We start from the raw sequence: 22,015 nt of genomic DNA, 5'->3' as shown, positions 1-22,015 counted from the left end.
TTTTGTTTCATGATGAATTTTAAATAGAAGTGGGCAAGACCCATTCATCTAAAGGAGAATTCACCACCCTAAAGCGCTGCCGAATAAATTAGTTTGTGTATAGACTCAACTAATGCTATGATGCGTCATTCGATGATGTTATTAGAACAGTCCAGACATTCGGACAATTTGACAATAGATTTACATCGATGATAAAAGCAATCGACAAAAACCTCCTTCGTGCTTTTACGGGACGTATCTCTATTATTATTTTTCAATATTATTATGGATATTCAATTCTGCAATTTTTTATAAAAAACTGTTTATTTCCAGTGCCGGAAGCAATATAATAATATTGTGTATGATCATGTTATCACAATTTGATAGAGGTTTTGGAGGTTTTTATGATAAATATTGATGAAAATATTTTGAACAATAAAAGGCATCTGCACTTTATTGGAATTGGCGGATCGGGCATGTATCCGCTGGCTCAGATCCTGCACGCGAAGGGCTATTACATCACCGGATCGGACAACAATGAAACCGATACGCTGAAAGCCGAGCGCGCCATGGGTATCCCGATTTTCCTGGGGCACAGGCCTGAAAACATCGAGGGCGCTGATCTGATTGTCCATACCGCGGCCATCATGGCGGACAATGCCGAGCTCATCGCGGCGCAGAAGAGCGGCGTCCCGGTCCTGGAACGCTCACAGCTTCTGGGGCTTGTTACAAAAAAATTTGACCGCTGCGTCTGTGTCTCCGGCGCACACGGCAAAACGACGACCTCCTCGATGCTGACTCAGATCATGATGGAGGGAAATCTTGACCCGACTGCCGTCATCGGCGGCAAGCTCCCGGTGATCGGCGGCAGCGGACGGGTCGGCAAATCCGATTTGATGGTCTGCGAGGCCTGTGAGTTTGTGGATACCTTCCTAAAGCTTTATCCGGATATCAGCATCATCCTGAACATTGACGCCGACCATCTGGATTACTTCGGCACGCTCGAAAACATCATCAAATCCTTCCATAAGTTTGCGATGATGACCACCAAAACCCTGATCGTCAACGGCGACGACGCAAACTCCATGAAAGCCATTGAAGGGGTGGAGAAACCTGTCATCACCTTTGGATTCTCCGACCAGAACGACTATTACGCCGAGAACGTTCTGTATCAGTCCGGTATACATACCGAATTCGATCTGATGCATCACGGTGAAAAGCTCATGCGCATCGAACTGCACGTTCCGGGCAGGCATAACATCCTGAACGCCGTGGCCGCATCGGCCGCCGCACTCCACTGCGGCGCCGGCGAGGATGCCATCGTGCGGGCATTCAGGGAATTCGGCGGCGCAAAACGGCGCTTCGAGGTCGTCTATAAGGAGAACGGCATCACGGTCGCGGACGACTACGCGCATCATCCGGCTGAGATCAAAGCGACGCTCAGCGCAGCCAAGGAGATGCCGTTTAAGCGGGTCTGGGCGGTGCATCAGCCGTTCACCTACTCGCGCACGTCCATGCTGCTCGACGATTTCGCCGAGGTGCTTTCCATCGCCGACAGAACCGTGCTCTCTGAAATCATGGGTTCGCGCGAAGTCAACACCTACAACATCTTTGCCAAAGACCTGGCCGATAAAATCGACGGCTGCGTGTGGTTTAAAACCTTTGAAGAAATCTCCGATTACGTCGTGGAGCATGCGGAAGAAGGCGACCTGATCATCACGCTGGGCTGCGGCGATGTCAACAAATGCGCACAGATGATCAAGGAAAAGCTGCAGGCAAAGAATTGATTCATACAGATACGCTCGGATATACCTTGCAAGAAGTCATATAAATAAATTTTGCCTGATTTCAGGCGGCCAGGAGGGTAATGGGGAAAACAGCCATACCAGAAACGCGGCTCTCCTGCATGGCGAGGAAATCCCATTACAAAAGGAGGCTGCGCCGCGGGCGCTGGGCGAGATATGTCTATGACGTGCGATTTGCCGTGTTTTCCCTTTTTAACTGCGCTGCCAAACGCCGCGCAGAAATACCATCCGGGAAAATTGACTGATAAGGACTGATCTGATAAGTGTTCAAGCTGATTCCCTATTTTAAAAACTACAAGAAGGAATTTATCCTGGGGCCGGCCTGCAAGCTGCTGGAGGCCATTCTGGAGCTGATCCTGCCGACCATCATGGCGCTGATCATCGACAACGGCATCGCGAACCGCGACACCGGATACATCTTCCGGATGGGCGGCCTGATGCTGCTGATGGCGACGATCGGCCTTGTAAGCGCCTCGGTCTGCCAGTATTACGGCTCCAAGGTTTCACAGAGCGTCGGCACCGATCTGAGAAACGATCTGTTCTCCCACATCTCCAAACTTTCCTATACCCAAACCGATAACTTCGGCACCTCGTCGCTGACCAACCGCGTGACCAACGACGTCAACCAGATTCAGCTGGCTGTCGCGCTGCTCATCCGGCTGGTCATCCGCGCGCCGTTCATCTGCATCGGCGCGCTTGCCATGGCGATGATCCTCAACTTCCAGCTCTCGCTGATCCTGCTGGCATCGGTGCCGGTCTTTGCTCTGATTTTGTATCTGATCATCTCAAAATCCACACCAATCTACAAGAAGTACCAGAAAAAGCTGGACCGCGCCGGAATGATCATCCGTGAAAACATGTCCGGCGTCCGGGTCATCCGCGCGTTTTCCCGCGGTGAGAAGGAGACCCAGCGGTTTGATTCGGCCAATGACGAGCTTTACCGCACCTCCGTGCGGGTCGGAAAGATTTCACAGCTGCTGAACCCGCTGACCTCGCTGGTGCTGAACCTCGTCATCGTTGTAATCCTGTGGTTCGGTTCCATCAGCATCAACAATGGAAGCTTTCTGACCGGCGAGATGATCGCTTACATCCAGTACGTCATCCAGCTTTCGCTGGCGCTGGTTGTGGTGTCCAACCTGGTTATCGTATTTACCAAGGCTTCGGCGTCCAGCGCCAGAATCTTTGAGGTGCTGGAGACCGAAAGCGATATCGTCTCCCCCGAACAGGCAGTACACGCTGAAAGCGGCGGCGATATCAGCGTTCAATTTAAAGATGTGTCGTTTGCCTACAGCAGCACCGGCGACAATGCGCTTGAGAACATCAGCTTCACCGCAAAAAAGGGGGAGGTGATCGGTGTGATCGGCGGAACCGGAAGCGGCAAGACGACGCTGGTCAACCTGATCCCGCGCTTCTACGACGCGACCGCAGGCGAGGTGCTGGTGAACGGCGTCGATGTGCGGAAATATGAACTGGATGCGCTGCGTCAAAGGATCGGCATTGTGCCGCAGAAGGCGGTGCTTTTCTCCGGGACAATCGCGGACAACCTGCGCTGGGGCAGACAGGACGCGACCGAAGCGCAGATGAAGCGCGCGCTGGACATTGCACAGGCCAGCGAATTTGTCAGCCAGACCGCCGACGGTCTGGAAAGCCGTGTTTCACGCGGCGGCGTCAACTTCTCGGGCGGCCAGAAGCAGCGGCTGACCATTGCGCGTGCGATCGTCCGGGAACCGGACATCCTGATACTGGATGACGCGTCCAGTGCGCTCGACTTCGCGACCGATTCGAAGCTGCGGAAGGCGATTGCCGAACAGACAACCGGGATGACGGTGTTCATCGTATCCCAGCGCGCGCATGTGATCCGCGACGCGGACCGCATCATTGTGCTCAGCGACGGACGGATTGCCGGGCTTGGCACCCACGAGGAGCTGATGCAGAGCTGTGAGGATTACCAGCAGATCTGCGCCTATCAGCTCTCCGGAGAGGAGGCCGCGTCATGAAGAAATTCATCACGGGGAAGCCTGCCATAAAGAAATCCGGCGTTTTCAGGCGGCTCTGGCCATACATCAGACAGAACAAGCGGCATCTGTTCTTTGCGGTTTTCTGCGCTGTCCTGAGCGTGGCCGGCAACCTGAGCGGGCCTGTATTGATCGGCCATTCCATCGACTACATGATCGGCGTCGGCCAAGTGGATTTTGATATGGTCTTCCGGCTGATTCTGCTGATCGGGTTTGTCAGCATCATTTACGCGGTGTTCCAGTGGCTGCTGAGCATCTCCACCACCGTTCTGACCAACCGCGTGGTGCGCGCGATGCGCGCCGAGCTGTTCGAGAAGCTCTCGAACCTGCCGCTGCGGTTCTTTGACCGGACCCCGCACGGCGAGGTTATCAGCCGGTTTGTCAACGACATCGATGCGGTCTCTGACGGCATGATGCAGGGACTGTCCCAGCTGCTCAGCGGCGTCATGACCATCCTCGGCGCGATTGTGTTCATGCTCACGATCAATCCGACCATGACTCTGGTTGTACTGCTCTCCGCACCGATCTCCTTTTTTGTAGCGAAGCTGGTAGCCACCAACTCCCAGAAGATGTTCAAGAAGCAGTGGGAGTATGTCGGTGAGATGAATGGCTACATCGAGGAACAGATCGGCGGACAGAAGGTTGTGAAGGCATTTTCGATGCAGGAGAAGACCTTTGAGGAATTCAAGGCGCTCAACCAGAAGCTGTACGGCGTCGGGTTGCGCGCGCAGTTCTATGCGGCGATGACCAACCCGTCCACCCGTTATGTCAACAACATCACCTACACGGTTGTCGGCGTGATTGCAAGCTTCCTGGCGATTTCGGCAAGAATATCGGTTGGAGATATCTCCAGCTTTCTGATCTACTCGAATCTTTTCTTAAAGCCGTTTAATGAAATTTCCGGCGTGATGGCGCAGATTCAGTCGGCCATCACCTGCGCCAGAAGAGTATTCGACATGCTCGACTTGGAAAACCAGCTGCCGGACGACCCGAATCCCGCGGTCATCGAGCACTGCGAGGGCCATGTCAGCTTTAAGCATGTCAGCTTTGCGTACAATCCCGAACGGCCGCTGATCATCGATTTCAACCTGGATGTCGCGAAGGGCAGCAAGGTTGCGATTGTCGGCCACACCGGTTCGGGCAAGACGACGCTGGTCAACCTTCTGATGCGGTTTTACGATGTCGACGAGGGCACCATTGAGGTGGACGGTGTGGATATCTATCATCTGACGCGCGACAATCTGCGCCGGTGCTTCGGCATGGTGCTGCAGGAAACCTGGCTGTTTAAGGGGTCCGTCCGCGACAACATCGCCTATGGAAAGCCGGATGCGACCGATGAGGAGATTATCGCGGCGGCCAAGGCGGCGCATGCGCATTCGTTTATCAAGCGTCTGCCGGAAGGTTATGACACCATCATCACCGATTCCGGCGAGAACCTGTCGCAGGGACAGAAACAGCTTCTGACCATCGCGCGGGTGATGCTGGTCGATCCGCCGATGCTGATTCTGGATGAAGCGACCAGCAGCATCGACACGCTGACCGAGGTCCGCATTCAGAAAGCGTTCCTGAAGATGATTGAGGGACGCACCAGCTTTGTGATTGCACATCGTCTTTCGACGATCCGTGAATCGGATCTGATTCTCGTTCTGGAAAACGGAAATATTGTTGAGAGCGGCACGCATCAGCAGCTTCTTGAAAAGGGCGGTTCCTATTGGGAGCTTTACAACAGTCAATTCGCAAAATAGCTGAACAGATATCATCAAACCACCAGTGTCCCAGCGTTCCTTTGCCTCCTCCCCCATATACCGTATCTCCTTCCCAATCTCCCGCACGCTGTCTCTTCTGTATCTTCTCAGGCCACTGCGGGATGATTCGGTCTGGCCTTATGGAATTGCAGGCCGGCAGCCGCTTACATTCCCTATGACAATCTTCACAGGTACCCCAAATCCCGTAGTCGCTGCGTAAATAATTCTTCGACCGCAGAACGCCGTAGGCGATTGCCCCACCGCAGGTGGTGCCCCGCCGCAGGTGACTGGTTGCGGACGTTTTCCCGATTACAGGCTGCTTTTTCAGTATTTTCATACCTCATGATGCAAAATACTCAACAAGATACCGAATATCATATCGCCTTTTTTAACTTTTAACAGAATGAAACCCCCAATTGCAGACAAGCTGTAATTGGGGGTTTCATTGGTTACAAGTTGATGGAAAACACAAACCGCGTCAACCTGCTTCAGTCCTGACCGCGCGGCTTCAGAAGGCGCAGATAAGCTCCGTAGCCTTCATCTTCCATGCGTTCCTTCGGAATAAAGCGCAGCGATGCGCTGTTGATACAGTAGCGCATTCCGCCAAGCTCGGCCGGTCCGTCGTCGAACACATGTCCCAGGTGCGCGTCGCCGGTACGGCTTCGCACCTCCGTTCGGGCGGCGGGAAGGCTGTAGTCGGTCACCTCGGTCAGAAGATCCGGATCGATCGGCCTTGAAAAGGCCGGCCATCCGCAGCCGGATTCAAACTTGTCACTGGAAAGGAACAGCGGTTCGCCGGTCGTGATATCGACATAGATGCCCGTTTCAAAATGATCATAATATTCGTTGCGGAAGCTTGGCTCTGTCGCCGCGTTCTGCGTCACCTGATACTGCAGCTCGGTCAGGGTCCTTCGCAGCTCTTCATCATCCTTTTTATGATACCGCGGACGATGGGTGCTGCGCGCAAGCTCGAACTTGTCCGCCCCGATGTGGCAGTATCCGGCCGGGTTCCTGTCCAGGTATTTCTGATGATAATCCTCCGCCTCGTAAAAATTTTCAAGCCGCCCGTTCTCTACCGCAATCGGCTGGTCATACCGCTTCTGCAGCTTCTCCAGAGAACGTTGGATGACCGGTCCATCCTGTTCCTCCACATAGTAAATCCCCGTGCGGTACTGTATACCCCGGTCCGGGCCCTGCCGGTTCACCGCGGTCGGATCGATGATCTGATAAAACAGCTCCAGCAAATCTTCCAGCACGAGTCTCTCAGAATCATACCGCACCTTGACAGCTTCTGCATGTCCGGGATCTCCTGTACAGACTTCTTCATAGCTCGGATTCTGTGTTTTTCCATTTGCATAGCCGACCTGGGTTGAAATCACTCCCGAAATGCATGAGAGATACTTCTCCACGCCCCAAAAACAGCCGCCGGCAAAATAGATATCCTTGATCATACCGTTCCTCCTGTCATCTGCCGATTCTTTCATCCAGTAGTATGGTCAGAAAAAATGCTTTTCCATGATCCTAACATAAAAATTTACAAATATATCCGGACAAATATCATGCGGCGGATCAGGAAAACAAAAAGGCGCGTCTCAAAGCGAAAAGCCCTGAGACGCGCTGAAGAATACATTCTATTTGATTTCACTGTGATATTGCTGAATTGACTTGACGTCGTTGACACTGCCGTCCTTCACAGCGCGGATGCCCTTTGCCGTCGCCATAGCCGCCGCCATGGTCGTGATGTTCGGCAGGCCGTACTTGATCGCGCTCTTGCGGATATAGCTGTCGTCGTAGGCGCTCTTCTTGTTGTCCGGCGTATTGATGATGATGTCGATCTTGCCGTTCTTGATCAGGTCCACGACGTTTGGCTGGCCCTCGTACATCTTCTTGACGACGGTCGAATGGATGCCGTGCTTTTCTAAGAACGCGCCGGTTCCGGAGGTGGTTACGATCTTAAAGCCAAGATCGACGAACTCCTTCGCGATGTCGACCGCTTCCTCCTTATCGCTGTCGTTGATGCTGATGAACACCGTTCCGCCCAGCGGCAGCTTGAGCTTGACGCCCTCCTGCGCCTTGTAGAACGCGATACCGAAGGTGTCGGAGATGCCAAGCACCTCGCCGGTCGAACGCATTTCCGGACCGAGCAGAGGGTCGACCTCCGGGAACATATTGAACGGGAAGACCGCTTCCTTCACGCCGTAATGGCGGATGGTCCTGTGTGTGAGCCGGCTGAAATCGAACGGCTTTCCGGTCAGCTCAGAGGTGATGATCTGAGTCGCAATCCGCACCATCTGGATGTTGCAGACTTTCGAAACCAGCGGCACCGTTCTGGATGCGCGCGGATTCGCCTCGAGTACATAGACCTTGTCGTCCGCAATCGCGTACTGCATATTCATGAGTCCGTGAACACCCAGCTCCTTCGCAATCTTCTCGGTGTATTCGGTGATGGTCGCCAGATGCTTCTGCGGGATGTTGATCGAAGGCAGCACACAGGCGGAGTCGCCGGAATGCACGCCGGCAAGCTCGATGTGCTCCATGACGACCGGCACAAACGCGTCGACGCTGTCGCTGATGGCATCGGCTTCAACCTCCAGCGCATGCTGCAGGAAACGGTCGATCAAAATCGGGCGCTCCGGCGTGACGCCGACGGCGGCCTTCATGTAGACCTCCATCGCCTCGTCGTCGTGTACGACCTCCATGCCGCGGCCGCCCAGCACATAGGACGGGCGCACCATCAGCGGGTAGCCGATCTCTTTTGCAGCCGCGAGCGCCTCTTCGACGTTGGTCGCCATGGCCGACTGCGGCATCGGAATCTCGAGCTTCTCCATCATGATGCGGAACCGGTCGCGGTCCTCCGCAAGGTCGATGGTGTCCGGCGTGGTGCCCAGAATCCGCACGCCCGCCTTTTCAAGCTCGCTTGCGAGGTTCAGCGGCGTCTGTCCGCCGAACTGCGCGATGACGCCGAGCGGCTTCTCCTTCTCATAGATGCTCAGGACATCCTCAAAGGTCAGCGGCTCGAAGTACAGCTTGTCTGAGGTGTCATAGTCGGTGGAGACGGTTTCCGGGTTGCAGTTGACGATGATCGTCTCAAAGCCCATATCGCGCAGGGCAAACGCCGCGTGGACACAGCAGTAGTCGAACTCGATGCCTTGTCCGATGCGGTTCGGACCGCCGCCCAGAATCATGACCTTCGGCCGGTCGGTCGCTTCCGGAGAGCTGTCCGGGCTGTTGTAGGTGGAGTAGTAGTACGCCGCGTTCTCAACGCCGGAAACCGGGATGGCTTCCCAGCCCTCGACAACCTTGAGCGCCTCGCGCTGGCTGCGGACCGCGTCTTCCTCGACGTCCAGCAGCAGCGCGATGTATTTATCCGAGAATCCATCCAGCTTCGCCTGGATGATCAGATCGTTCGGGAGCGCCTTGCCTTTATAGGAGAGAATTTCTTCCTCAAGCTCCACAAGCTCCTTCATCTGCTCGATGAAATAGTGCTTGATTTTGGTGATTTCATGCAGCTGCTGAATGGATGCGCCCTTGCGCAGCGCCTCATACATGATGAACTGGCGCTCGCTGGTCGGAACCTGCAGCATTGAGAGCAGCTCGTCGAGGGTTTTCTCGTTGAAGTCCCTGGCAAAGCCGAGGCCGTAGCGGCCGATTTCCAGGCTGCGGATGGCCTTCTGCAGCGCTTCCTTATAGTTGCGGCCGATGCTCATGACCTCGCCGACCGCCTTCATCTGGGTGCCCAGCTTGTCCTCGCTGCCCTTGAATTTCTCAAAGGCCCAGCGCGCGAATTTGATGACGACATAGTCGCCGTACGGTTTATATTTGTCCAGCGTGCCCTTTCTCCAGTACGGCAGCTCATCGAGCGTGACGCCGCAGGCAAGCTGCGCGGAGATCAGCGCGATCGGGAAGCCGGTCGCCTTCGAAGCGAGCGCGGAGGAACGGGAGGTACGCGGATTGATCTCGATGATGACAATCCTGCCGGTCTTCGGGTCGTGCGCGAACTGGCAGTTGCAGCCGCCGATGACGCCGATGGCCTCCACAATTTTATACGAATCATCCTGCAGGCGCTTCTGGACTTCGTCCGAAATGGTCAGCATCGGCGCGCTGCAGAACGAGTCGCCGGTATGTACGCCCATCGGGTCGATGTTCTCGATGAAGCAGATCGTGATCTTCTGGTTTTTGCAGTCGCGGACAACCTCAAGCTCCAGCTCTTCCCAGCCGATTATCGATTCCTCGACCAGCACCTGGCCGATCATGCTCGCGCTGATGCCGCGGCTGACAACGGTTCTGAGCTCTTCGACGTTGTACACAAGGCCGCCGCCTGCGCCGCCCATCGTATAGGCCGGACGGATGACGACCGGGTAACCCAGCTCATCGGCGATCTTCATGGCTTCCTCGACGCTGTAGGCCGGTTCGGAACGCGCCATCTCGATGCCGAGATTTGACATGGTCTCCTTGAAGGCGATGCGGTCCTCGCCGCGTTCAATCGCGTCGACCTGCACGCCGATGACCTGTACGTTGTATTCGTCCAGGACACCGAGCTTGTAAAGCTCGGAGCACAGGTTAAGCCCCGACTGGCCGCCCAGGTTCGGCAGCAGCGCATCCGGGCGCTCCTTCTTGATGATTTCGGTAATCCGCTGCGCGTTCAGCGGCTCGATGTAGGTTACATCCGAGATGCCGGGGTCGGTCATGATGGTGGCCGGATTGGAGTTGACCAGTACGATCTCATAGCCGAGACTTCTCAGCGCCTTGCACGCCTGTGTGCCGGAATAGTCAAACTCGCAGGCCTGTCCAATGATGATCGGCCCAGAGCCGATGATCAGTATTTTGTGGATATCTGTACGTTTTGGCATATGCCGTCTCCCCCTAAGCTAGTATTTTCATGCTCATATTCTGTAATATTTTACACCAGACGCGCGAAAATTGCAACCTTTATTTTTCATGCGCCCCCAGTAAAAATCCGCAAAAGAAAAGCAGGCACCCTCCGGTATCGAAACGATGCCGGTGCCTGCAGCGCTTATGTATTTTTATCCGTCTGATGGAACTGCTTGAGGTTGCCGATCTTCTGACGGCGTTCCTCCAAAATGCCATTTACCGTATCGATGTCCACGCCGGTCTCGGCCAGCATCACCAGCAGATGGTAAAGCAGGTCGCATACCTCATTGGAAATCTCCGTCTTATCGCCGTTCTTCGCCGCGATGATGGTTTCCGCCGACTCCTCGCCGACCTTTTTGAGAATCTTGTCAAGACCCTTTTCAAACAGATAGCAGGTATAGGATCCTTCGGACGGATGCTCTTTCCGATCCAGGACGACCTCATACAAACCCTTGATGGTATCGTTCAATGTCAAAACTCCTCACACGATTTTATTGAAAAAGCAGCTTTTGCTCCCGGTATGGCAGGCGGGACCTGTCTGCTCGACCGTGACCAGAAGCGTGTCGTCGTCACAGTCCCCCATGATCGACACGACCTTCTGCAGATGCCCGCTCGTCGCGCCCTTGTTCCAAAGCTCCTGCCGCGAACGGCTGAAAAACCAGGTGTAGCCGGTTTCCAGCGTCTTCTGCATGCTCTCCCTGTTCATGTAGGCGAGCATCAGCACTTCGCCGGTGCCCTTCTCCTGCACAATGGCGGGAATCAGTTCCGCCTTCTTGAAGTATTTGTCCAAATCCATGTACATTCTCCCATCATCCCTTCCGGGATTCCGTTATGTATACAGCAAACCACAGGGACTTTTCAGTCATTACCGTCCGAGCTGTTTGCCGCATGCCACTTTTAATCGATATTTCTCCCGGGATCAAGCAGTGCTTACGGAAAATCACAGTGCCTATCCGGTCTTTGCTGTTCGGACCTCCTCTGCTGTCCGCTTTTATCCAATATCTCTTCCGGGATCAAGCGGTGTTTACAGCAGATCACAAGACCTGTTCGGCCTTTGCACTCTGGGCCGTTTGCCGCATTCCGCTCTTCTTCAATCGATTCAGTTATTTCCTGACTGGAATGCCTTTGCTTCTGAGATGCTCCTTGACCTGCTCCACCGTCAATTCACGGTAATGGAAGAGCGAAGCGGCAAGCGCTGCGTCCGCGCCGGTCTGCTCGAACACATCCGAAAAATGGTCGAGCGTGCCGCATCCGCCGGATGCGATGACTGGGATGCCGACCGCATCGGTCACCCGCTTTGTCAGCTCGATGTCGAAGCCGTTTTTGGTGCCGTCGGTGTCCATCGAGGTCAGCAGGATCTCCCCCGCGCCCAAAGCTTCCACCTGTTCTGCCCACTTGACGGCGTCGATGCCCATATCTATTCTACCACCATTGATCACAACTGTAAAGGTGCCGTCGGATTTTCTTTTCGCGTCGATGGCCACCACGACGCACTGGCTGCCGAACTTGTCAGCCGCCTCCGAGATGAGTGCAGGGTTTCTGACCGCCGCCGAGTTGACCGACACCTTGTCGGCCCCGGCGCGCAGGATTTCACGGAAATCCTCAATGGTGCGGATGCCGCCGCCGACCGTCAGCGGGACAAAAACGTTGCGGGCCGTGCGCCGCACGACGTCCGCCATGATGCCGCGCCCCTCATGCGAAGCGGTGATATCCAGAAAGGTGATCTCATCCGCGCCCTGGTCGGAATACATCTTCGCACATTCTACCGGGTCGCCGACATCCTGGATGCCGACAAAATTGATGCCCTTGACCACGCGGCCTTCCCGCACGTCCAGGCATGGGATGATCCGTTTTGCTAGCATGACGTCCCCTCCTTCGCGGTCTCGATGGCTTCGCGCAGGTCGAGTTTACCTGCGTAAAGCGCCTTGCCGCAGATCGTGCCGTACAGTCCGAGCGACCGGGTCGCGCGGATGTCCTCGATGCCGCTGATGCCGCCTGAGGCGATGATGTCGCAGGACACCGCCCGGTTGATCCGGTCAAGCTGTTCGAGGTTCGGGCCCGCGAGCGTGCCGTCCTTCGAGATGTCGGTGTAGATGATGCACCGGACGCCAACCTGCTCCATCCTCTTAGCAAGCTCGATGTAGTCGACGTCGCTGTCGTCCAGCCAGCCGTCGCAGGAGACGCGGCCGTTCTTCGCATCGATGCCGACCGCAATCCTTTCGCCGCAGGCATGGACCGCCTCTTTGACAAACGCCGGGTCCTTGACCGCCGCCGAGCCCAGAATCACACGGCTGACGCCGCGCTCCAGATAATATTCGACCGCCTCCATCGTACGGATGCCGCCGCCGACTTCGACCTTCAGGCCGCTTTCCCGCGCGACCTTCACGAAGATTTCCTGATTGATGCGTTTCGCTTCCTTCGCGCCGTCGAGGTCCACCATGTGAATCCATTCGGCGCCCGCTTCCTTAAACGAAGCGGCGGTTGTATACGGGCTGTCGGCCACCTTTTCGGCGGTGCCGAAATCTCCCTGGTAGAGCCGCACGCAATGGCCGCCCTTGATGTCGATTGCCGGTAGTATGATCATGCCATCAGCCCTCCAAAATTCTCAAGCATTGTGAGGCCCGCTTCGCCGCTCTTCTCCGGATGGAACTGCGCGCCGAACACATTGCCGCGCTGGACCAGCGCGGTCACATCGCCGCCGTAGCCGCAGCTCGCCGCGATGTTTGCCTGCGGCGTCACCGCCGCGAAAGAGTGCACAAAGTAGACGTAGGAGCCCTCCGGCACGCCCTTCAGAAGCGGGCAGTCCCCATGGAAGTCGAGGCTGTTCCAGCCCATATGCGGGATTTTAAGCCCCGGCGCCGCAATCGGCTCCACCGTTCCGTCGATCAGGCCAAGCCCCTCGGTCTCGCCGAATTCCAGCCCCTTGTCAAACAGTATCTGCATACCGAGGCAGATGCCCAGCAGGGGCTTTCTTTCGATCTCCTGTTGGATGGTCGGAATCAGCCCGCTTTTCTTGAGCATCCCCATCGCGTCGGCAAACGCGCCGACGCCCGGCAGAATCAGGCCGTCCGCCTTCTGTAACTCTGTGGGATCGTCGGTGATGTGATTCTCAAGGCCCAGATAATCCAGCGCGTTTTTGACCGAAAACAGGTTTCCCGCGCCATAGTCAATGATGCCGATCATCAGAGCACCCCCTTTGTGGAAAGCGTGCCGCCGCCGGTAGGTTTGACCGCCAGTCTGAGCGCGTGCGCCGCCGCCTTGTAGAGCGCTTCGGCAATGTGGTGGTCGTTCTTGCCATACATGCTTTTCAGATGCAGCGTTACGCCTGCGTTCATGCTGAACGCGCGGAAGAACTCCTCGGTCATGCAACAGTCATAGCCGCCGATGCGCTCATCGTGATACGGCGCATCGAACACCAGAAACGGCCGGCCGCTGATGTCGGCGCTGCAGAAGCTCAGCGCCTCATCCATCGGGATAAAGAAGCTTCCGTAGCGTTCGATGCCGCCGCGGTCGCCAAGGCATGCGGCGAACGCCTTGCCAAGCACGATGCCGGTGTCCTCAACCGTGTGGTGGCAGTCCACCTCAAGGTCGCCTTTGACCTTGACATCGAGATCGAAGCCGCCGTGCACGCAGAAGGCGGTCAGCATGTGATCGAAGAAGCCGACGCCGGTATCGATCTGGTGCCTTCCCTCCCCATCCAGGTTCAGATGGATCGAGATATCGGTCTCCCGGGTCTTTCTGGTCTGGATCGATTCGCGTTTCTCTATCGGCATGACAGTACCTCCTCCATCGCCTGCAGCAGCATTTGATTCTCCCGCTCACTGCCCGCTGTGATGCGCAGCCGTGTGCCCATATGGCGCACAACGATACCCCTTTCAAGCAGCCCTTCGAAGAGTTCCTTCGAGCAGGAGGTTTCTATGAATAAAAAGTTCGTTCTGGTCTCGTATATCCTCTGTATCGCCGGGTATTTCTCCTGTAACGCCTGCATTGACCGATACAGCGACGCGGTGCTTTTCCTGATGGCGTCCAGATTCTCCCGGCATAGCTCGCCGTGTTCGAGCACGGCACAGCCGATCGCCTGTGAGACGCTGTTCACGTTATACGGGGATTTGACCGACCGCAGCGCATTCGTGACCGTCTCGTTCGCGGCCGCGAAGCCAAGCCTTAAAGCGGCAAGCCCAAACGACTTGGACAGCGTTTTCAGGATGATCAGGTTGTCATACTCCTGTACCTCCCGAAGAAGGCTTTCCTCCTGGCCGCAGAAATCCATGTAAGCTTCATCCAGCACCACCAGCGCATCCACGCCGCGCACAAGCTTTCGGACCGATTCTTTGTCCAGCAGCAGGGAGGTCGGGTTGCACGGATTCGAGAAGACGACCGCTTTGACCTGCTGTTCACGGACAAACGAGATGACCGCATCGGCATCGATCTCCAGATCGCCGTTCTTCTCCAGGGAAAGCACCTGAAGCTCCGCCATTTCGGCGTAGAACCGGTACATCGAAAAGTCCGGCAGCAGCGTCAGCACCCGCTCGCCGCGCTGCAGGAAGGTGTTCATAATCAGGTAGATGAGCTCATCCGAGCCGTCGCCGACCGTGATGCAGCCGGCATCCAGTCCGTAATAGTCCGCATAAGCCCCGCACAGCTCTGTGCAGTATGGATCGGGATAGCGGTTCATATCCACCGTTCTGACTGCGTCGGCGACGACCGAACACAGCTGCTTTCCGATGTCCAGAAAGCTTTCATTCGCGTCGAGCCGCACCGCAAATTCCCCGCTGACCGGGTCATATGGGGTCAAATTCCGGATCTTGTTGTTCAATCTATACATCTTCGGACCTCACTCGGATCGAATTGGCGTGTGCGGTCAGGCCCTCGCGCTCGGCAATCAGCATGATCTCATCGCTTGCCTTCAGCAGCTCGTCCTTCGTGTAGTAGATGAAGCTCGAACGCTTGACAAAGCTGTCCACGCTCAGCGGCGAGAAGAACCGCGCCGTGCCGCTGGTCGGCAGCACATGGTTCGGGCCCGCAAAGTAGTCGCCGAGCGGTTCCGGGGAGTAGTTGCCCAGAAAGACCGAACCGGCGTTGTGCAGCTTGCCGATGTACTCCATCGGATTCTGCAGCATCACTTCAAGATGCTCGGGCGCAAGCGCATTGGCAAGCTCGATCATCTGCGCATCATTTTGACACAGGATAATGGCGCCGAAGTTTTCGAGCGATTCCTCGATGATCTCTCTGCGCTCGAGCTGCCGCATCTGCCGCTCAAGCTCCTTCACCGTCTCTTCCGCCAGCGTCTCGCTGGTGGTCAGCAGGATCGAGGAGGCGAGCCGGTCGTGCTCGGCCTGGCTCATCAGGTCGGCCGCGACATACTTGGCCGGCGCGCCGCCGTCCGCCATGATCAGGATTTCACTCGGGCCCGCTACCATGTCGATGTCCACGGTGCCGTAAAGCAGCTTCTTTGCGGTCGCCACATAGATGTTGCCGGGTCCGACGATTTTATCCACCTGCGGGATGGTTTCGGTTCCATAGGCCAGCGCCGCGACGGCCTGTGCGCCGCCGATCAGGAATATCCGGTCCACGCCCGCAATCGCCGCCGCAACCAGGATGTCGCGGTTCGGCCTGCCGTCCTTCATCGGCGGCGTGACCATGATGATCTCCTCCACGCCCGCAATCTTTGCCGGGATGACATTCATCAGCACGCTGGACGGATAGGCCGCCGTGCCGCCCGGCACATAGACGCCGACCCGTTTCAGCCCCCGAACCCGCTGGCCCAGGATGACGCCGTTTTCCTGTGTGTGGATGAAACCCTGCGTCTTCTGCCGGTTGTGGAAATCCGCGATGTTTGCCTGCGCATCCAGCAGCGCGTTCACAAACGCTTCGTCCGCCTGTGTCAGCGCGTCGTTGACCGCATCCCGCGATATCTCCAGCACCTCGGGGCACTGTCCGTCAAATTTGGCCGTGTAGTCCCGCACGGCCCGGTCTCCGCCGAGCCGCACATTCTCCAGAATTTCGCCGACCGCCGCGGTCACCGCGCTGTCGACCTCTCTGCTTCTCGTTTTGAGCGTTGCCAGGAACTCGTTCTCCCTGACGCCGTCCGCCTTTACAATCTGCATAATCTCCCCCGCCTCCTATCATCTATTGAAAAGTGTCGTCTGTTTTCCAGTTTAAAAGCGGAACGAACAGAGCTTCAGCCCTTGTCCGCTCCATGCCTGAACCAATGCATCTTTATGTATCGTAAACTCAGGTTCTGTTGGTACACCGGGCGAATATTTATATCATAAGCCCTCTCATTTGCATACGGCTTATCTGTAAACCCCGGATATTATGCGTTGCTCTGTTCGCTGCCGCTCTTCTGCACCTGCTCGATCTTCGCGATCAGGCCTTCGATCTCCTGCTTGCGCAGCTTGAGGCTTGCGATGTTGACTATCATCCTGGCTGAGATGTCCGCAATCGTCTCGAAGACCTCGAGGCCGTTCTCCTTGAGGGTCGTGCCGGTCTCGACGATGTCGACAATGGCATCCGCAAGGCCGAGCAGCGGCGCCAGTTCCACCGATCCCTCAATCTTCACGATGTCGATATCCATGCCCTTGTGCTTGAAATAGCTGCGCGCAACATTGGGATATTTTGTCGCGATGGTCTTGAGCGCGTAGCCCTCATAGAAATCCGCGCCCTTTTTGCCCGCCAGCGCAAACCGGCAGCGGCCGAAGCCCAGATCCAGCACCTCATAGAAGGAGGAGGAATTCTCCATGATCGTGTCCTTGCCGACCACGCCGATGTCGCAGACGCCGTGCTCCACATAGGTGATGACGTCGGCGGCCTTGGCCAGCACAATTTCCATATTGGTTTCCGGGATGCTCAGAATCAGCTTCCTGCCCTTTTCATGCAGGTTGGTGCAGTCAAATCCCATCTTTTCAAACAGGCCGACGGTGTCCTTCTCCAGCCTGCCCTTTGTCAATGCGAGTCGTAACGGTTTCATCGAATTCTCCTCATCTATCGGTTTGCCGGCAGTACTTCCAGCCAGTACCCATCCGGGTCGGACACAAAGTAGATGCCCATCGCCGTGTTTTCAAAGCAGACAACGCCCATCTCACTATGCTTTTGAAAGGCCGCCGCATAATCCGCGGTCTCGAACGCGAGATGGAACTCATTGTCGCCCAGGTTATACTTCTCCTTCCGGTCGCGCAGCCAGGTCAGCTCCAGCAGATGCTGTCCCAGCTCGTCGCACAGGTACACGATGATAAACGAGCCGTCCGGCGCATCGATCCGGTGATGCTCCTTGAGCCCGAAGGCTTCCTCGTAAAACGCCAGACTCTTTTTGAGATCAAACACATTCAGGTTGTTGTGAATCATCTTGAACTGCATACATCTTCCTCCTCGTATAATAAAGTGGTACCGAATATTGCTCCCCCGGAGCGAATTTGGTACCATGCAAGAAGCAAATATAGGCCGGAGATTTCCTCCTTGGGTTTGGATGCCCGTAATGAATGGCGCCGCTTTATAACCCCATGATGGTGGTTGTTTCATCCACAATGTGCAGCTCGCGGATGCCCTTCTCTTTACAGTAGGACTTTGCATCCTCGACGCTGTCAAAGCAGCTGTATTCGCAGACGTTGTTTTCCGCAATCTTTCTGGACAGGTAACCGAGCGCTTGGATGCAGTACCCTTCGTTCGCGTGGACCAGCATATCCGCCGGCCTCGAACGCCCGGAAGGGTCCTTCTCCATCAGGAACTTCGAGACGCTGTCGACATCCAGCCCAAAGCCGATCGCGGGCAGGTCCGCGCCGAACTCGATCAGCAGGTTGTCGTACCGGCCGCCTGAAAGCACCGGCTCGCCGATACCCTGCAGATATCCGGTGAAGATCACGCCGGTGTAGTAATCGTGGGAATTCGCGAGCCCCAGATCCAGCATGATGTTTTCGCCGAGTCCCAGCGCCTTGAGGTTGTGGTAGAGCTTTTCCAGAGAATCGAGGATTTCCCTGGCCCTGTCGTCGTGGAACAGAGCGGCCGCCGCCGGGAAGACCTCCTCGCCGCCGAACAGCCTTGGAAGCTGCTTGAGCGCGGCGGACGCTTCGGACGCTTCGAGCGAATCGAGCAGGTCGTTGAGCGCGGCATAATTTTTGCTTTCAATCGCCTTCTGGATATCCCGCTTGGTGCGCCGGTCGGCGGGCAGACTTTCGGACAGAATCTTAAAAAAGCCGCTGTGGCCGATCTCGATGCGGTAATCAGGGCTAAATTCCCGCAGGCAGCTTGCCGCCATGCCGATGATCTCCAGATCCGCTTTCGCAGAGCCGCTGCCGATGAGCTCCACGCCCATCTGGATGGTTTCGTCGCTGCGGCCCTTTAAACTCGGGCTGACGCGGTAGACGTTCTGATGGTAGTAAAGCCGAAGCGGCATCGGCTCGTTTTTGAGCCTTGTCGCGGCAAGCCGCGCAATCGGCGTCGTGTTGTCCGGCCGCATGACCAGAAGGCGTCCCTTGTTGTCCACCAGCTTATACATGATCTCCTGCGGGAGATAGCGGGAGCTTGTGTCAAACACGTCGAAAAACTCGATGCCCGGCGTGATGACCTCGTGGAAGCCCCGGTCGGAGAATTTTTTTGTCATCTTCTGCTGTACCGCGCGGCGCACGCTGCACTGTTCGAACAGCAGGTCCTTTGTGCCCTGCGGCGTAACCAAATCATATCTGCTCATCGTTCAACCCGATCCTTTACTTTAGTATGCTAATGTGCTAACATGGCAATATAGTAACATATGCAATGTCATCCCGTCAATGATTTCCTGAAAAATAATGCCGATTTGTACACTGTGTGCAAAATATTCTGCACTGTGGAAATAATTTTTCCATACCAGGACATCGGACAGCCGGCTGACGGCGGGAGCCTTTCTGTTTAACCGAAAATCCGGCTGCCTGAGAGGAATCCCGCATTTGAGACTGTATGGAATCCCGGGAACATCGCTTGCGCATTTGCTTTTGTTCTATAGAACCTCATCCGACCAGAGCAGCTTGCCCTTTTCATTGAAGACGTAGAGCTTCGATCCTGTGAGGTTAAAGTACCATTTATCATAATATTGGATCTCGTTCAGATCCTTGAGGACCGTATACGTGCCGTCCTTCATATTCTTCTTTCGAATTTCCTCGTTGTTGGTGTCACAGATGATGAGCCAATCCCCGCTGGTCGCTATCATCTGTTCCTGCCGGTTTGTATAGTACAGCGTCTCTTTTTCACTGTCGCCGGACAGGTCCACCTCGATTAGCCGGCTGCGCAGGTGTTTATCCACTGTCCCTGCAAAATAGCCGAACGCGTTGTCATCAAAACCGGTTTGGATGAATCTGTTCTGTCCGAGGCTTTCAACCGTTAAATAGTAGACCGGCAGGTAATCCAGCGTTTCCCTTGTCAAATCCGCCATATCCATGGAATGGTCATAGATCATTTTGGCCGTTCCATCGCTCCTGTACAGAATTAGATTCATTTTATCCCTGTTATCAGCTATCAGGATATCCCCATCCTCTGCCTGTTCAATCCATCCGGGACTGCTGATATGAAAAATGGGCCGCTTCTCTTCCATATTGTAGAAACAGCACAGATAATCGTCCGCACCGTAATCCTTTGTTTTCAGCGCCGCCATCTTATAGCTTGAGAAGTCCAGCGTTCCGATCATGCTTGGAGCCAAAGCCCCATCGACTGAATCATCAAACTTTGCCGACTTGTAGTTGAGTTCTTCCGCAAGCTTGACAGCCGCGGTAAAATAATCTTCATCCGGCATTCTGACAAAGGATCTCCAGACCGCGGTCATATCCCGCGTCGCCCGGTCATACTCCACAAGCTTGCCCATTGCGAGGATGCTGGTGCCATCCGTTTCAAGCCGTGTCATATAGGGAAGATTATATTTTTTCAGCAGATTTCCGGATTTGTCGAATTCCAGAACCTGTTCCTCAGTCGCGGCGCATACTCTGTCTCCGCCGGCTGCAACCGCGGTAAAATGGGCATTCTCATCGTGATAGAACACCTCCCCGTTCCGGAAGATGACGCCGCCTTTTAAGCTGCCCCCATCTGCGTCGAAATCGGTCCAGTAGGTGAATCCCGCATCCTGGCAGACGCGGAACTGATCGATCATATAGTACTGACCGCCTATCAGGCTGCCGAAGCATCCGGTCAGTGTAAGCATCATACCAATCAGCAGAAATATGGATAGCATTCTCATCTTTTTCATAATCTCATTCCCTTTCAAAATCGCGCAGAGCCTGCAAAGCAAAAACATCTGCTCTTATCGTCTTATCATACAACCTGATCACTGTATATATAATATCCGTCAAGGCCCGCGAAGGCCTGTATGGAACGATCATGAAATCCGGCGGCTCCACAGCAGCTCTCCCGAATCATTGTAGATAAAAAGCGTTGTTCCCGTAAGATTAAAATAGCGTTTTTTTGAGTATGGGATATCTGAAAAGCTCATGATCAATGAATTTTGGCCGTCAGCGCCGATTTTCCTGACATCGTAGCCCATATAGTCGGTGACGATACATTGGCCGTCTATGTATCCGATAATCTGCTTATGCTGGTCCGTGTAAAACAAGGTTTCCTTTTGATTCTCTTTAGATGGGTCCACTTCGATCAACCGGCTGCCAAGCAGCTGTTCAGCGGAGCGGCTGAACGAACCGTCGCGGCTGCCCTCAAAGCTTGACTGGATGAACCTGTTTTTATCCAGGCTCTTCACGGTATTATAGTATCCCGGCTGATCATCCGGCGTCGCTTCGTTTATGTCCGCGCCGTCTTCAGTGGATGAATAGACCACTTTGGCCGTTCCGTCGCTTCTGTACAGGACAAGATTCAGCCCGTCTGCGTTGTCTGCCATAAGGATGTCCCCATGATCCGCCTGCTGAATCCAGCCGAAGCTGTACAGATCAAAGACCGGCCGGCCCTCCTCCAGATCGTAGAAGACGTACGTATAGCTTTCCTGATCCATTGTCCGCACGCCTGCCAGCAGGTAATGGGAGATCTCCAGCTTTCCGATCTCCTTCGGATACCGATTCGCGTCGGCTTGATCGTCAAACCTGACATCCTTGTAATCGAGTTCCCTGACAAGCTCCAGCGCCGGGGTAAACACCGTTTCACCCGGCTGCTTCACAAAGGCCTTCCATTCCGGCAGGTTGGCATAGGACGGATATTTCTCTGCTGCAAGGACGCAGAAGCCATCCGTTTCGAGCTGTGTGATATTAGGGATATCATACGCTTCCATCAGGTCGCCCATCTCATTGAACTCCAGTATCTGGTCGTTGGTCGCGGCATAAACCCTGCCGCTGCCGGCCGCGATTGCATGGAAGCTGGTGTTCTTTTCCTGGTAAAAAATCTCCCCGTCCTTATAAATGGCCCCTCCGACGGGACGTCCTTCCCTTGTCTCGATATCGGTCCAGTAGATATGATCTTCAAACGAGCAGACATGCGAGTCGTCGATCAAAAGCTCCTGGCCGGACAACGATGCGTTCTGAATGAAGGGCACAATAAACAGCGCGCCAAGGATTAAAAAACAGATCAGTACTTTTTTCTTTTTCATCATTCTCATTTCCTTCCTGAATTGCACAGGACGAACCATACAGGATGCCCTGTG

At 55.2% G+C, this 22,015-nt stretch carries 18 protein-coding genes; 3 read left to right on the top strand and 15 right to left on the bottom strand.

What is annotated here, in order from left to right:
• The first annotated feature begins 383 nt into the window (after window positions 1–383).
• From murC to BN348_RS04930, 3 genes are all read left to right on the top strand, one after another.
• On the top strand, window positions 384–1,766 hold the full coding sequence (gene murC / locus BN348_RS04940) for a UDP-N-acetylmuramate--L-alanine ligase (protein ID WP_082020794.1): 1,383 nt from the start codon (window positions 384–386) through the stop codon (window positions 1,764–1,766).
• A 281-nt stretch (window positions 1,767–2,047) separates the two neighbouring features.
• Window positions 2,048–3,781 carry an ABC transporter ATP-binding protein gene (locus tag BN348_RS04935; protein ID WP_040196604.1) on the top strand — a complete coding sequence of 578 codons (1,734 nt, stop codon included), beginning with the start codon at window positions 2,048–2,050 and terminating at the stop codon, window positions 3,779–3,781.
• Complete coding sequence (locus BN348_RS04930) at window positions 3,778–5,544, top strand: ABC transporter ATP-binding protein (protein WP_052446720.1); 1,767 nt, start codon at window positions 3,778–3,780, stop codon at window positions 5,542–5,544. Before BN348_RS04935 ends, BN348_RS04930 begins: the two co-directional genes overlap by 4 nt.
• A 488-nt stretch (window positions 5,545–6,032) precedes the next feature.
• Here BN348_RS04930 and msrA read toward each other — a convergent pair whose 3' ends face one another.
• The 15 genes from msrA to BN348_RS04855 all read right to left on the bottom strand — a co-directional run bounded on the left by msrA (window position 6,033) and on the right by BN348_RS04855 (window position 21,961).
• A complete protein-coding gene (gene msrA, locus BN348_RS04925; RefSeq protein WP_040196640.1) occupies window positions 6,033–6,992 on the bottom strand; it encodes a peptide-methionine (S)-S-oxide reductase MsrA in 960 nt (319 codons plus the stop codon).
• 183 nt (window positions 6,993–7,175) lie between these two features.
• Window positions 7,176–10,394: a carbamoyl-phosphate synthase large subunit gene (carB, locus tag BN348_RS04920; RefSeq protein ID WP_040196602.1), complete on the bottom strand. Its 3,219-nt coding sequence runs from the start codon at window positions 10,392–10,394 to the stop codon at window positions 7,176–7,178.
• A 164-nt stretch (window positions 10,395–10,558) separates the two neighbouring features.
• Window positions 10,559–10,885, bottom strand: coding sequence for a phosphoribosyl-ATP diphosphatase (hisE, locus tag BN348_RS04915; protein ID WP_040196600.1), 327 nt, complete (start codon window positions 10,883–10,885; stop codon window positions 10,559–10,561).
• Window positions 10,886–10,897: 12 nt separating this feature from the next.
• Entirely contained in the window at window positions 10,898–11,212 is a 315-nt protein-coding gene (hisI, locus tag BN348_RS04910; RefSeq protein ID WP_040196639.1) for a phosphoribosyl-AMP cyclohydrolase, read from the bottom strand.
• A 307-nt stretch (window positions 11,213–11,519) separates the two neighbouring features.
• Window positions 11,520–12,278, bottom strand: coding sequence for an imidazole glycerol phosphate synthase subunit HisF (hisF, locus tag BN348_RS04905; RefSeq protein WP_040196599.1), 759 nt, complete (start codon window positions 12,276–12,278; stop codon window positions 11,520–11,522).
• The gene (gene hisA / locus BN348_RS04900; protein WP_040196598.1) at window positions 12,272–13,000 is read right to left on the bottom strand and encodes a 1-(5-phosphoribosyl)-5-[(5-phosphoribosylamino)methylideneamino]imidazole-4-carboxamide isomerase; all 729 of its coding nucleotides are present in this window, start codon (window positions 12,998–13,000) and stop codon (window positions 12,272–12,274) included. The genes hisF and hisA overlap by 7 nt, the downstream gene beginning before the upstream one ends.
• Window positions 12,997–13,599 (bottom strand): imidazole glycerol phosphate synthase subunit HisH, encoded by a 603-nt coding sequence (gene hisH / locus BN348_RS04895; protein WP_040196597.1) that lies wholly within the window; start codon window positions 13,597–13,599, stop codon window positions 12,997–12,999. The genes hisA and hisH overlap by 4 nt, the downstream gene beginning before the upstream one ends.
• Entirely contained in the window at window positions 13,599–14,189 is a 591-nt protein-coding gene (gene hisB, locus BN348_RS04890) for an imidazoleglycerol-phosphate dehydratase HisB (protein WP_040196596.1), read from the bottom strand. Before hisB ends, hisH begins: the two co-directional genes overlap by 1 nt.
• The gene (gene hisC, locus BN348_RS04885; RefSeq protein WP_040196595.1) at window positions 14,180–15,241 is read right to left on the bottom strand and encodes a histidinol-phosphate transaminase; all 1,062 of its coding nucleotides are present in this window, start codon (window positions 15,239–15,241) and stop codon (window positions 14,180–14,182) included. Before hisC ends, hisB begins: the two co-directional genes overlap by 10 nt.
• The gene (gene hisD, locus BN348_RS04880; RefSeq protein WP_040196594.1) at window positions 15,234–16,526 is read right to left on the bottom strand and encodes a histidinol dehydrogenase; all 1,293 of its coding nucleotides are present in this window, start codon (window positions 16,524–16,526) and stop codon (window positions 15,234–15,236) included. Before hisD ends, hisC begins: the two co-directional genes overlap by 8 nt.
• A 206-nt stretch (window positions 16,527–16,732) precedes the next feature.
• A complete protein-coding gene (hisG, locus tag BN348_RS04875; protein WP_040196593.1) occupies window positions 16,733–17,386 on the bottom strand; it encodes an ATP phosphoribosyltransferase in 654 nt (217 codons plus the stop codon).
• A 14-nt stretch (window positions 17,387–17,400) separates the two neighbouring features.
• A complete protein-coding gene (locus tag BN348_RS04870; RefSeq protein ID WP_040196591.1) occupies window positions 17,401–17,772 on the bottom strand; it encodes a VOC family protein in 372 nt (123 codons plus the stop codon).
• A gap of 133 nt (window positions 17,773–17,905) precedes the next feature.
• Window positions 17,906–19,099 (bottom strand): ATP phosphoribosyltransferase regulatory subunit, encoded by a 1,194-nt coding sequence (hisZ, locus tag BN348_RS04865; RefSeq protein WP_040196589.1) that lies wholly within the window; start codon window positions 19,097–19,099, stop codon window positions 17,906–17,908.
• 285 nt (window positions 19,100–19,384) lie between these two features.
• A complete protein-coding gene (locus BN348_RS04860) occupies window positions 19,385–20,620 on the bottom strand; it encodes a hypothetical protein (RefSeq protein ID WP_040196588.1) in 1,236 nt (411 codons plus the stop codon).
• Window positions 20,621–20,749: 129 nt separating this feature from the next.
• Window positions 20,750–21,961: a hypothetical protein gene (locus tag BN348_RS04855; protein ID WP_156136413.1), complete on the bottom strand. Its 1,212-nt coding sequence runs from the start codon at window positions 21,959–21,961 to the stop codon at window positions 20,750–20,752.
• Between the last annotated feature and the right edge of the window lie 54 nt (window positions 21,962–22,015).

Origin of the sequence: Candidatus Soleaferrea massiliensis AP7 (genome assembly GCF_000820765.1) — a bacterium.
Taxonomy (GTDB): domain Bacteria; phylum Bacillota; class Clostridia; order Oscillospirales; family Ruminococcaceae; genus Soleaferrea; species Soleaferrea massiliensis.
This window is presented reverse-complemented; position numbering and strand designations above follow the sequence as displayed.